The sequence below is a fragment of the Bordetella genomosp. 4 genome (assembly GCF_002261185.1).
In the GTDB taxonomy this organism is placed as follows: Bacteria; Pseudomonadota; Gammaproteobacteria; order Burkholderiales; family Burkholderiaceae_B; genus Bordetella_A.
In genome coordinates this window covers 232,576-245,433 of the sequence record NZ_NEVQ01000012.1, presented here as the reverse complement: position 1 = coordinate 245,433, position 12,858 = coordinate 232,576, and the positions used below count along the sequence as shown (strand labels likewise).

At 60.5% G+C, this 12,858-nt stretch carries 9 protein-coding genes; 3 read left to right on the top strand and 6 right to left on the bottom strand.

Annotated features, from left to right (window positions below):
• Positions 1-99: 99 nt before the first annotated feature.
• On the bottom strand, positions 100-4,251 hold the full coding sequence (gene hrpA / locus CAL20_RS09010; RefSeq protein ID WP_256981395.1) for an ATP-dependent RNA helicase HrpA: 4,152 nt from the start codon (positions 4,249-4,251) through the stop codon (positions 100-102).
• A gap of 270 nt (positions 4,252-4,521) precedes the next feature.
• Here hrpA and argA point away from each other — a divergent pair, with 270 nt between their 5' ends.
• Positions 4,522-5,877, top strand: a complete 1,356-nt coding sequence (argA, locus tag CAL20_RS09005; RefSeq protein WP_094820474.1) for an amino-acid N-acetyltransferase — start codon at positions 4,522-4,524, stop codon at positions 5,875-5,877.
• Between the two features lie 165 nt (positions 5,878-6,042).
• A complete protein-coding gene (locus CAL20_RS09000; protein ID WP_094820473.1) occupies positions 6,043-6,315 on the top strand; it encodes an oxidative damage protection protein in 273 nt (90 codons plus the stop codon).
• A gap of 53 nt (positions 6,316-6,368) precedes the next feature.
• On the opposite strand, the gene phoU is transcribed toward CAL20_RS09000, so the two are convergent.
• The 4 genes from phoU to rmuC form a co-directional block, all read right to left on the bottom strand.
• Positions 6,369-7,106: a phosphate signaling complex protein PhoU gene (phoU, locus tag CAL20_RS08995; RefSeq protein WP_094820472.1), complete on the bottom strand. Its 738-nt coding sequence runs from the start codon at positions 7,104-7,106 to the stop codon at positions 6,369-6,371.
• Positions 7,107-7,244: 138 nt separating this feature from the next.
• Positions 7,245-7,922, bottom strand: a complete 678-nt coding sequence (gene rpiA, locus CAL20_RS08990) for a ribose-5-phosphate isomerase RpiA (RefSeq protein WP_094820471.1) — start codon at positions 7,920-7,922, stop codon at positions 7,245-7,247.
• A 95-nt stretch (positions 7,923-8,017) separates the two neighbouring features.
• Positions 8,018-9,772 carry an acyl-CoA dehydrogenase family protein gene (locus CAL20_RS08985; RefSeq protein ID WP_094837663.1) on the bottom strand — a complete coding sequence of 585 codons (1,755 nt, stop codon included), beginning with the start codon at positions 9,770-9,772 and terminating at the stop codon, positions 8,018-8,020.
• A 70-nt stretch (positions 9,773-9,842) separates the two neighbouring features.
• Positions 9,843-11,147, bottom strand: coding sequence for a DNA recombination protein RmuC (rmuC, locus tag CAL20_RS08980; RefSeq protein WP_094820753.1), 1,305 nt, complete (start codon positions 11,145-11,147; stop codon positions 9,843-9,845).
• A 363-nt stretch (positions 11,148-11,510) separates the two neighbouring features.
• On the opposite strand from rmuC, the gene CAL20_RS08975 reads away from it, so the two are divergent.
• Positions 11,511-12,182: a YrbL family protein gene (locus tag CAL20_RS08975; RefSeq protein WP_373558286.1), complete on the top strand. Its 672-nt coding sequence runs from the start codon at positions 11,511-11,513 to the stop codon at positions 12,180-12,182.
• Here CAL20_RS08975 and CAL20_RS08970 read toward each other — a convergent pair.
• Positions 12,161-12,856 carry a DNA-3-methyladenine glycosylase gene (locus CAL20_RS08970; RefSeq protein ID WP_094820464.1) on the bottom strand — a complete coding sequence of 232 codons (696 nt, stop codon included), beginning with the start codon at positions 12,854-12,856 and terminating at the stop codon, positions 12,161-12,163. The two genes, CAL20_RS08975 and CAL20_RS08970, sit on opposite strands and share 22 nt — an antisense overlap.
• Positions 12,857-12,858: the final 2 nt, after the last annotated feature.

Sequence of the window (12,858 nt, the reverse complement as noted above, 5' to 3'; positions counted from 1 at the left end):
ACCAGGCGAAGGGAAGTCTGGACGCGCAGGCGTCCAGACCGGCCGAATGGGTCGGCATGCCCTTTACACGGCAGACCCCGGCGGTTCAAGAACCCCACCCTACCGTCGCAACGACTCCCAAGCCTTCATCAACCTCTTCACCGAAACCGGCACAGGCGTCCGCAGCTCCTGCGCAAACAACGCCACCCGCAGTTCCTCCAACAACCACCGAAACTCATCCAACCCCGGATCCGAAGCCCCCTTCAACGCCGCCCTCGCACGCTGATATTGCGTAAGCAAAGGCGCCATATCAGACATCAACCGCGCATCCCGAGCCGGATCAGCCCGCAGCTTATCGATACGCGCCACAGCAGCCTTCAGATAGCGCGCAAAATGCGTCAGATGCGCATACGGCGTATCGCGAATGAACCACTTCGGCACCAGCGCCCCGATCTGCTGCTGCAGATCCGCATAAGCCGCCGCATGCGGTTTAGCCTGAGGCAGCTTGCGTTGCAGCGCTGCATACTCGGTCAGAATCGCATGCGACAGCCGAGCGACCTCCTGAGCCAACAGCCCCAACCGCCCCTTGCCATCTTGCCGCCGCGCCTCAAACGCCTGTTCATCAGCAGGCCACGGATCCGTCAAGCAAGCCTGCGCCAACGCACAGTCAATGATCTGGTCACGCAAATCCTCCTGCGTGCCCAAGTTCATATACAGCATGCTCATCTTGGTGAGATCAGGCAAATTCTTTTCCAGAAACTTCACCTGCTCACGCAAGCCGATCCGGAACAACCGCAACAACCCCGCACGATGATGGCGCTTGGCCTCATCGGGATCGTCAAACACATCCAGATCGCAATGCGTGCCACGATCCACCAGCGCCGGATAGCCAATGACCGATTGCCCCTTGCGCTTGATCTCCATGATCTCCGGCAACGCACCAAAAGACCACGAGGTCAGATTCTCATGCGCCAAGGCCTGAGCAACACCCGCATCGCGCACTGCCAACTGCTGAAACGTCGCTTGCGCCTGTTTGCCGAACTCGGCCTTCAACTGCGCCAGATTGCGGCCCGCCGCGAGCATGCGTCCGTGCTCGTCGACCACTTTGAAATTCATGAACAAATGGGCAGGCAAGGTCTCCAGCTTGAAATCGCCGGTAGCCGGACGAACCTGGACCTGATCCCACATGTCGGCGATCAAGGCATCCACCAGCCCGCGTTGCGGATCCGCCATGCGGTCGTACCAGCGATCATAGAACCCGGCCGCGTAATCAGGCAGCGGCACACAATGACGCCTGAGCTTTTGCGGCAGCGACTTCAGCAACAGATGCGCCTTTTCTTTCAGCATGCCCGGCACTAGCCATTCGCAACGAGCAGGGTCTATCTGGTTCAGCGCAAACAAGGGCACAGACAAAGTCACGCCATCACGCGGCGAGCCCGGCTCGAAATGGTAGTCCAGCGGCATGACTACGCCCTGCCACTCCACCTGTTTCGGAAACACATCCGTGGTCACGCCCGCAGCCTCATGCCTCATGAGCTCGTCACGCGTGAGCATCAGTGCGGCAGCGGCCGTTTTATCCAGGCCGTGCACCCATTTTTCCAGGCTCGCCGTCTGTGAAATCCCCTCGGGCAACTGACGATCGTAGAACGCATAGATCAACTCATCGTCGACCAGAATATCGGGACGACGCGCCTGGTGTTCGAGCTTTTCAATGCCAGCAATCAGTTTGCGATTGTGCGCAACGAATGGCAGGCGCGTGTCAATCTCGCCCGGCACCAAGGCCTGACGAATGAACAACTCGCGCGCATGCTGCGGATTGACGCGGCCATACTGAACGCGCCGCCCAGCGTAAACGATCAGGCCATACAACGTCGCGCGCTCATTGGCGACCACCTGCCCGGCTTTCTTTTCCCAACGAGGATCGGACCAATTGCGACGCAGCAGATGCGAGGCCACGCGCTCGAGCCACACAGGCTCGATACGTGCCACACAACGGGCATACAACCGCGTGGTCTCGACCAGCTCGGCGGCCACGATCCAACGGCCGCCTTTTTTCGCCTGACGCGAGCCCGGGTGTATATGAAAGCGGATATCGCGCGCACCACGGTAATAGCCGCCCTCGTCGCTCTTGAAACCAATATTGCCCAGCAACCCGGACAACAGCGCGAGGTGCAGCTGCTCGTATGTCGCCTCGGTCTGATTGACTCGCCACCCCTGCTCGCCCACCAGGGCCGACAACTGGGTGTGTACGTCGTGCCATTCACGCAATCGGATGGGGGACAGGAAATTCTGACGCAACAACGCCACAAGTTTGCGCTGCGACGCCTTATGCTGCACTTGTTCGCCATACCAACGCCAGAGCTTCAGAAACGACATGAACTCGGATTTGTCGTCGGCGAACTTGGCGTGCGCAGCCTCTGCCGCCTCACGTTCGGCCATGGGACGATCACGCGGATCCTGCACAGACAGCGCCGACGCGATGATAAGCATCTCCGCCAAGCATTGTTGCTCGCGTGCCGCCAGAATCATGCGGCCAATGCGAGGATCGACAGGAAGCTTCGCCAACTCGTGACCCGTGCGGGTCAGCACATATGACGAGCCCGTGCGCGAGGCCTCGTTCGCCTCGTCATCATCCGAGGCCGATACCAATTCGATCGCGCCCAACTCCTGCAGCAGATGATAGCCGTCGGCGATGGCACGCCCCGGTGGCGCCTCGACAAAAGGAAACTGTTCGATGTCGTCGAGCTTGAGCGACTTCATCCGCAGGATCACGGAGGCCAACGAGGAACGCAACACCTCAGGATCCGTGAACGCCGCACGGCCGTTGAAATCCAGCTCGTCATAGAGACGAATACACACGCCCGGCCCGATACGTCCGCAACGCCCGGCACGTTGATTGGCCGAGGCGCGGCTGATCGGCTCGATACGCAGTTGCTCGACCTTGTTGCGCCACGAATAGCGTTTGATACGCGCCAGACCGCTATCGATCACAAAGCGAATGCCCGGCACCGTCAACGAGGTTTCTGCCACGTTGGTCGCCAACACAATGCGGCGCGCATTGGTACGCGGATGGAAAATCTGCTCCTGCTCGGCCTGCGACAGACGTGCGTATAAAGGCAGCACCTCGGTGCCCGCCGGATGGTGTTTGCGCAAGGCCTCGGCCGATTCACGGATTTCGCGTTCACCTGGCAAGAACACCAAGACATCGCCAGGGCCATGACGCGCGCATTCATCGACAGCATCCACGATGGCGTCGATCAGATCGCGCTCTTCGTCACCCGCCAACCGCTCGCGATTCGACTTATTGCTGCCTGAGGCTTCGTCTTCGTCCGCCTCGTCACGCACCGGACGATAGCGTACCTCGACGGGATACAGACGTCCCGATACCTCGATGACAGGCGCCAAACGTAACCCGGTATGATCCTGGCCCGGATCTTCACTGCCGTTTCTCTCGTCTGCCGAAGCTGCTGATGCGACTTCTGGCGAACCCGCCGCCCCCTCGATCGACGCAAAATGGCGCGCGAACCGCTCGGCATCAATAGTCGCCGAGGTAATGATGACCTTCAGGTCGGGGCGCCGCGGCAGCAACTGTTTCAGATAGCCCAGCAGGAAATCGATATTCAGGCTGCGTTCGTGCGCCTCGTCGATGATCAGTGTGTCATAACGGCGCAGCAACGGATCACGCTGCGACTCGGCCAGCAAGATGCCGTCCGTCATCAGCTTCACCGAAGCATTCGGGCCGGTGCGATCATTAAAGCGCACCTGGTAACCAACGATTTCACCGAGAGGCGTGTTCAATTCCTCGGCGATGCGTTTGGCTACCGACGTGGCGGCCAGCCGGCGCGGCTGAGTATGGCCGATCATGCGCTGGCGGCCTCGGCCCAGTTCCAGGCAGATCTTGGGTAACTGCGTTGTCTTGCCCGACCCGGTTTCGCCGCTGACGATCACCACCTGATGGCTGGCAATGGCACGCGCGATCTCCTCTCGCCGAGCGCTGACCGGCAAGTCCTCGGGATACGTAATAACGGGAATGGGCCGCTCAGGCGGCGGCGCCTTGTCCGCCGCAGACGGACGCAACGCATCGCGCCGGCCTGGCTGACGCTTGCCCGACGGCGGCGCGTCGCGTACCGGGGCTTGCTCAGGCTTGCCCGACGAGGGCGCGTCGCGTCGCTGGCCTTGCTCGCGCTTGCCTGACGCATGCTCATCGCGTGGACCTTGCTCACGCTTGCCTGGCGTCTTGCCGCGCGCGGGCGGAGGGGAAACTTCTGACATGTGCGATTTATCCTTTAAGCCGCCATTATAAAAACTTGTCATGCCGGCACTGAGAGTGCCCTTTGTCCCGCCGCAATGGAACGAAGCCGCGCTCAATGGGCGGTCCGTGAGACCGAGCTGGTGCAGACTGTTGCATAGATACCCGTTTTGATTCGATTGATTTAGGGTTAGCCCCTGTCACAGTCATATAATTTCGTGCAGCGCCGCCCCACGCGGCACCGGCCACGCCTGTGAGCGTGCCTACGTCATCAGGAAGCTCATCCGCCCATCATGCCCGATCAGGAACCCGACACCGTCTCTGCCCAAGAAGCCCCCGAATTCGCCGCTGCCCAGTTTGTCCGATGGTTCCGGGACGTGGCGCCATATGTACATGCATTCCGAGGCAAGACCTTTGTGATCGCCTTTGGCGGCGAGCTGGTCCAGGCGGGAGCGCTCAATGCGCTGGTACAAGACTTGTCGCTATTGTCGGCGCTGGGAGTACGCATGATCCTGGTACACGGATCGCGTCCCCAGGTGAACGAACAACTGCGCCTGAAGGGATTCACCCAGCAGTTCGATCGCGGCCTGGCGCCCACCGACCCTGCTGCGCTCGAATGCGCCAAAGAAGCCGCAGGCGAAATCCGCCTGGATATCGAAGCCGCGTTCAGTCAGGGTTTGCCCAACACGCCCATGTCGCATTCGCATATTCGGGTGATTTCGGGCAATTTTGTCACGGCCCGCCCCACGGGCGTGGTTGACGGCGTGGACTACCAGCACACCGGACAGGTTCGCAAGATTGATGTCGATGCGCTGAAATTCGCCATTGAGCGGGGCTCGATTGTCCTGCTGTCGCCTTTGGGATTTTCACCCACGGGCGATGCCTTCAATCTGGCCATGGAGGACCTCGCCACCAGCGTCGCAGTGGCCCTGCGTGCCGAAAAATTGATTTTCTTGTCCAGTTCACCGGGCGTGTTGTCCCCCGATGGATCGGTGGACACTGAGCTCGCGCGCGTAGACGCCGACGCCTTGCTGCAGCAAGGCGATCTGGACGAAGACACTGCGTTTTACCTGCGGCACGCTTCGTTGTCGGTCAAACGCGGCGTGGCCCGTGCTCACCTCGTCCCCTACGCCTTGGACGGCAGCGTCCTACTGGAAATCTTTACCCACGATGGTGTCGGCACGATGGTGGTTGAGGACACGCTGGATGATCTGCGTCCCGCCACGCTGGACGATGTAGGCGCGATTCTGAGCCTGATCGAGCCGCTGGAGGCCGACGGTACGCTGGTGCCACGTCCGCGCAGCGTCATCGAGCGCGAGGTGGAACACTTCACCGTGCTGGAGCACGACGGCGTCATCTACGGTTGCGCAGCACTGCACCCCTACCCCGAGGAGCACATGGCCGAGATGGCCTGTCTCATTGTGCATCCGGAATGGCAAGGCACGGGCGAAGGCGAGATCCTGCTGCGACACATGGAGTCGCGCGCCCGCGCAATGGGCGCGCGGCGGCTGTTCGTGCTCACCACGCGCACCTCGCATTGGTTTATCAAGCGGGGCTTTGTCCAAGGCGGCATCGCGGATTTGCCCCGTGACAAGCAGAACAATTACAACCGCTCGCGTAACAGCCTGATTTTCATCAAGAAATTGTGATCACCTGAGCGGCCGCATCGGCCCTGAACCAGGCCTGCTGGACTGGCGGCTCGTATCGAGCAGGCCTGGACAGCGGGCCTGCTGGCGCTATCAGTCTGCTCCTGGCTCCCACGCCCATGCCAAGCCCGGTAAAATGGCAGATCTCATTCAAACCGGCAGCAAACCATGTCCCGTATCGTCAACTGTGTAAAACTGAAACGCGAAGCCGAAGGGCTCGATTTTCCGCCGTACCCTGGTGAAATGGGCACGCGCATCTGGCAAAGCATTTCCAAAGAAGCCTGGGAAGAGTGGAAACAGGTCCAGACGCGTCTGGTCAATGAAAACCGCTTGAACCTGGCCGACGCCCGCGCCCGCAAATACCTGCAACAACAAATGGAACGCTTTTTGTTCGAAGACGGCAACGTCGAAGCCCAAGGTTTCGTGCCGCCCTCGGAATGATCGCGATCGAATGATCATCATGCCCAGGCCCTCGCGGGCCCGGGCGGCGGGGCTCACGCCTCGCCGTTCGATTCCGCAGTCTCGGCCTCTACCTCGCCGCGAGCCTGGCGTTCAGCGTTTTTGGCGCCGGTATGACGGACATCCGCGCCCCTGACCAGATAGATCACACGTTCAGCCATGTTTTTCGCGTGATCGCCGATGCGCTCCAGCGCCCGCGCGATGAACACCATATCGATGGCGCGCGAAATCGTGCGCGGGTCTTCCATCATGTAGGTGATCAGATTGCGCAGCGCGCCCTTCCATTCGCGATCGACTTCTTTGTCATTGCGAACGACCTGAGCAGCCAACACAGGATCCAGACGGGCAAAGGAGTCCAGCACATCGTGCAGCATACGGCCCACGCTGGCGGCCATATGGCGGATCTCGATGACCGGCATAAAACGTTGATCGGCCTCGTACATGCGGCGCACAGTATTGGCGATCTTTTCTGCTTCGTCGCCGCAACGTTCCATGTCCGTCAGCATCTTGGACACGGCCAGCAACGTGCGTAAATCAATCGCCGTCGGCTGATGACGCGCCAGAATCAGGCCAATACGCTCGTCGATCTCGACCTCGAAGCGGTTGACCTGCTTTTCGCGCTCGCGCACCTTTTCGACCAACTCCATGTCGCCCGTAGGGATTGCGTCGACCGATTCCTGAATCATGGCCTCGACGACGCCGCCCATTTGCAAAAACTGCGAACGGACGCTTTCCAGATCGGCGTCGAATTGCTTGTTAGTGTGCTCCGTCATCCGGACTCCCTGCGTAGGTTTGTTCATGGCGTTACCCTTTGATGCGCAATGCGTGATGGGCCTGCCGACCCGCAAGGTTATGACTTAATTATGACAAGATTATTAATCGTGCCGCGCCGCCCCGCAAGCGGCGGAACGTCAGGATCGCTCAAGGCGCCGAATGCCGTTCTGCGTGGCCAATAACGCAATATGCGCCCCCACGCGCGCGAACAGACCGCAGGTCACTACCCCCGCCAGATTGTTCACGATGAGCTCCAGATTCGGCGCATCGTCAATCTGCAAACCCGACACATCCAGAATGATGTTGCCGTTGTCCGTCGTCACGCCTTCACGCAGCTTGGGCTGGCCGCCCAGGGCAACCAGTGAACGCGCCACCGATTCGCGCGCCATCGGAATGACCTCGACCGGCAAGGGAAAGCGCCCCAGACGCTCGACCAGTTTGGACTCGTCTGCAATACAGACGAACTGCTCGGCCACCGACGCCACGATTTTTTCGCGCGTGTGGGCTGCGCCGCCGCCTTTGATCATGTGCAGGTGGCCGTCGATCTCGTCTGCCCCGTCCACATAGACCGGCATGGTCGTCACGTCGTTCAGGTCCAGGACCTTGAGCCCATGGCTCGCCAGGCGCGCAGCACTGCGCTCGGAGCTGGCCACGGTGCCGCCCAACCGGCCTTGAAACCTGGCCAGGCCATCGATGAAAAGATCGGCGGTCGAGCCGGTGCCTACGCCGATGATGACGTCAGGGCCGACCAGAGGTTCAATCAAAGCCAGCGCCGCATCGGCGGCCTGTTGCTTAAGTTCTTGCTGAGTAAGCATGGTGCGCTAGCGTGCTGGAGCACGCAAAAAGTCAGTAAAAAACCGATATCCCACTTTTGATAGCAATATCGAACCTGGGATGCCAGCGCAGCAATTTAGCAGATACCCGGCCACGCCCGCGCCAAAATCGCGTCTATATCCAGTCCCGGAGGCAATTCGCCGATGATTCCGCCCGGCTGCACGAGCCGGCTGGCTACAAATGCGTCCGCCACCGCCGCAGGCGCAGTCTGGATCAACAACGCTGCTTGCCACAATCGCGCCAGTCCCGCTGCCACATGCCGCGCCTGAGCGGGATCGATCGCCTGTACGGCGTTCGCCGCCGCCTTCGCCGACCCCGTAGCGGCCTGGGGCAGCTGGTCCGATACCTGCATCAGCCATACATCCAAAGCATGATCATAAGCCGGCCATGCACCGCGCGCGACATCCAATTCCGCTCGCAACATCGCCAGTCCGTCGACATCGCGCTGCAACGCGCGCAATACGTCCAACGCCATGATGTTCCCCGACCCTTCCCAGATCGAATTCACCGGCGATTCGCGATATAGGCGCGCCAAAGGGCCGTCCTCGATATAGCCATTGCCGCCCCAGATCTCCATACATTCCGCGATCGCATTGATTGCACGCTTGCACACCCAGAGTTTGGCAGCGGGAGTCCCTACTCGCACCAAGGCCCGCGCGCAGACCCCCGCCTTCTCGTCGTCACGCTGATCGACCGCGCGCGCCAAACGCATCGCCCAGGTCGTTGCCGCCTCGCTTTCTAGAGCGAGGTCCGCCAACACCTGACGCATCAAGGGCTGCGCCGCCAGAGAATGACCAAACACCTGTCGATATTGCGCATGATGCGCTGCCTGCACCACCGCCTGGCGCAACAGTGCCGCGCTGCCCAACACGCAATCCAGGCGCGTTGTCGCCGCCATCTGCAATAACAACGGCAGCCCGCGACCCGGCTCGCCCATCAACATGCCCCAGGCCTGTTCGAACTCCACCTCGCCGCTCGCATTGCTGCGATTGCCGAGCTTGTCTTTCAAACGGCGGATACGCACTTCATTGCGGGGCCCGTCGGGAATCCAGCGCGGAACAAAAAAGCACCCTGGCCCTGCATCCGTATTTGCCAACACCAGATGCGCATCCGCTTGCGGCACGGAAAGAAACCATTTATGTCCCGTCAATCGATATACCTGGCCGCGCCCTTCCCGGTCCTGCGCCACGGCCTGGGTCGTAATGGCGCGTAGATCGGATCCCCCTTGTTTTTCGGTCAACCCCATTCCGATCAAGGCGCCGCGCTTGGCCGAGATAGGCGCGTCGGCCGGGTCGTACTCATGGGAGAACACTGCGGGCAGCCATTGTTGAGCAAAATCGATCGCTCCGGCAGGCTCGCTCTGCAGCAAGGGCACCGCCGCGAATGTCATCGTCGTAGGGCATAACGTACCAGCCTCGACCTGCCCCTGCATCAAGTAGGCCGCGGCACGCGCGACTTGGTGACCGGACCGTGTCGATACTTGCGCATGCGCCGGCTGCGTGGCTGAGGCCAGCCATGCCTGGCTATGCAAACCTCGCGCCACGATCCCCGACATCAACTCGTGCCAGGCTACATTGAATTCCACCTGGTCAACGCGATGGCCGTTGCGGTCGTACCCCACCCAACGCGGCGAGTAGCGGTTCGCCAGCTCTCCCGCTTCTAATGTGTGGGCACGTCCCAGCCACGCGCCGTGCTCGCGCAACGTAGTGTCCCAATCGGCAGCCCCTTCACGCTGCACCGCCTGCCTTAACACGACATCTGTGTCGTACAAGGAATAATCCTGCAGCGGCGCTACTTGATTGCGGACAACGTGCGTATGAAACGTCGACATACCGGCCTCCGACTCGATGTGGCGCGATCGCAGCGATCACTTTCCTTTTTATACTCCAATGGCCATCGGCTCACCCCTCATCACCCAACACCCGCTGCGCATCCTCGTCCGGCAAAGCCTCGACGGTCTTCAGGTTGCGCAGCATGGCCCGGGTACGCACTTCCGTCTGCCCGAGCTTGCTGCTGGCGGTATCCAAGGTTTTTTTCACGCTTGCCAAGGACTCGCCGAACTTCGCGAACTCAGTTTTCACTGCACGCAGTACCTGCCAGACTTCGGAGGAGCGCTGTTCGATCGCCAGCGTGCGGAATCCCATTTGCAGGCTATTGAGCAGCGCGGCCAAGTTGCTCGGCCCCGCTACGTTCACACGCAAACTCTGCAATTTATCCAACAAGCCGGGCCGGCGCAGAACCTCGGCATACAAGCCTTCTGTCGGCAAAAACATGATCGCAAAATCAGTCGTATGCGGTGGCGCCACATATTTCGCAGCGATCTGGCGTGCCTGCAACTCCACGGCTCGAGCCAGGGCCGCCCCGGCTGCCCGTTCACCTTCGGAATCCACGGCGTCGTAAGCGTCCATCAAGCGCTCGTATTCTTCTTTGGGGAATTTGGCATCGATCGGCAGCCACACCGGTTCGTCCCCTGCAGCTCGCCCTGGCAACCTGATGGCGAACTCGACAACAGCATCACTGCCCGGCACCGTTTTGACGTTGCTGGCGTATTGATCGGGCGTCATGACGTCCTGAATCAAGCGGGCCAGCTGCACCTCGCCCCATGTGCCGCGCGATTTCACGTTGGTCAACACGCGTTTCAGGTCGCCCACGCCGGCGGCCAACGACTGCATTTCGCCCAGCCCCTTGTGCACCGCATCCAATCGATCCGACACGAGCTTGAACGACTCGCCCAGCCGCTGTTCCAGCGTGGCATGCAGTTTTTCATCGACGGTCCGGCGCATCTCATCGAGCCGCGCCCCATTGTCTGCCTGCAAGGCTTGCAAGCGTTGGTCTACCGTCTGACGCACATCCTGCATGCGTCGGTCATTCAAGGCCACCAGGCCCTCCAGCCTTTCGCTGAATTGAGCCGAAAATCGCGCCAGGGACTCCGCATATTCTGCACGCGCAGCCTGCGCGTCGCGCGACAAGGCGGTACGCAGTGATTCCTGGCCTTGCGCCAGTTCCGTACGCAAACCACGAGTTGATTCGGCAAACTCCGCCCGCAGTCCCCGCTGGCTGTCGTCCAGATCCGCACGCAACGCACGCTCCAGACGATCCAGTCCGTCCATCAGTGTCTCGATGTGCGAGTCTTCAGGTGATCGTAACCAGAGGCGCACTAGAATCAAAAGACTCACAACGGCGGCTACAGTGGCCACCACGATCATCCAAGGCAAGGCTTGCGCCCACGGAAAAGCATCGATCAAGGGCAATCTCCCGAAAGCGCTATTGTAGGCTGGGAACAACACTATCTCAGACGACAAATCCAGGACGAAGCTGCCCTGTACACGCAGCCTCCTCTACGCTGTCTCACTCTTGCCCGAGCCAGGCCATCGACCCTGGCGCAAGCCCAGGTTGCACAATCTCCGCTTAACTTCGACAATCCTGAAACATAAAGAACATTCGCCAACATCGTTGTGCAACAAAATTTTTCTACCCTGGATGTCCTAAACGGCGCCAGACAGCCCGATCTCCTGCCCGCCTCTGTCGCCGCAGACACCTCCTGTATACGCTCGAGCAGCTTTACCGCCGTGTTCGGCCCCCTGGACCTGACTCACGCACAGGTACTGGCCAGAGGCGCAGACCGCTATGTTTTTCAGCATCCGCATGAGCCCTCGTTGCTGATCAAAGTCATCAACATGGATGCCTACGCGGCCTACCTGGAACGCAAGCCGCTCAAGCGTTTCTACAAGCAGTTCCAGCGCGAGAGCGCCTATCGGGTCTATCTGAACGAACTATCGGAATACGTCACCACGACGACTGTTCCGTCGGGAGTGTGGAATGTCCCCATGTCACGCGTGGTCGGCCTGGCGCAAACCACATTGGGACTCGGCCAGTTGGTAGAAAAAATCAGCGACGACAACGGCCTCCTGGCTCCGACGCTGGCCAACATCATTGCCCGCGAGGGGATCTCACCCGCCCTGAGCGATCAACTGGACGCCTTTTTCGACGACCTGATTGATGCGCATATCGTCATCAGCGACCTCTCTGCCAAAAACATTGCCCTGGGCAACAATGCCGACGGCAAAAAAGGCATGTATCTGATCGATGGATTCGGCGTGTTGCCGTTGATCCCGCTGTATGCCTGGAGCAAGCGGTTGAACAAGATGCGCATGCGCCGCAAATACACCGAATGGCGGGCCCGCATTCAACGCCAGTACGACGAAAGCCAAGCCGCCGCTCAGGGCACGATCACGCCGTAACGATCCATCCAGTCGTAATCACGATGCGGCACCTGCCCGCGGCGCAATGGATTGCGCGTGCAGAATGCCGCATACACCGGGTCGACATAGCGATAACGCAAATGCTCGTCCCGCCCCGCAGGAATGCCCAGACGAGCCGTACTGATCAGACGATCAGGCGATTGGCCGATGTCTTCCACAAAAAAGGTCTCGGGATCAAAACGCTGCGCATCCCATTCGGGGACTTTCAGGCCCAGCGCGCGGCATAGCAAGGTTTGCCCCGCGCACAGACGCCCTGGCGGCCGAGGCTGTCCTTTGGCATCGGGATTCAGCGCCTGCATCTGCGCCAGCGACTCGGGTCCGGATACGACATCGGACCACGGATACGCCGACTTGATCAGCACCGCATTGCCTGGCCCGCCGGCACTGAAATTCAACGAGTCGCCGCCACGGGCGTAGTACATATATACCGTGCCGCCATCCATGAACAACGCGCGGCGCTTGTGCGTATAGCCCAGCGAGGCATGGCTGCCTTTTTCAGTCAGGTAATACGCCTCAGTCTCGATGATGCGCGCCGACAGCCACAAACCATTCAGGCGCCGCCTGATGACTTTGCCCAGCAGTTCGCGTGCCAGCTGGCTGGCGTCGCGATCAAAAAAATCGTCGGGCAGCGCCGGCCCGGGACCTTTTGCCATCG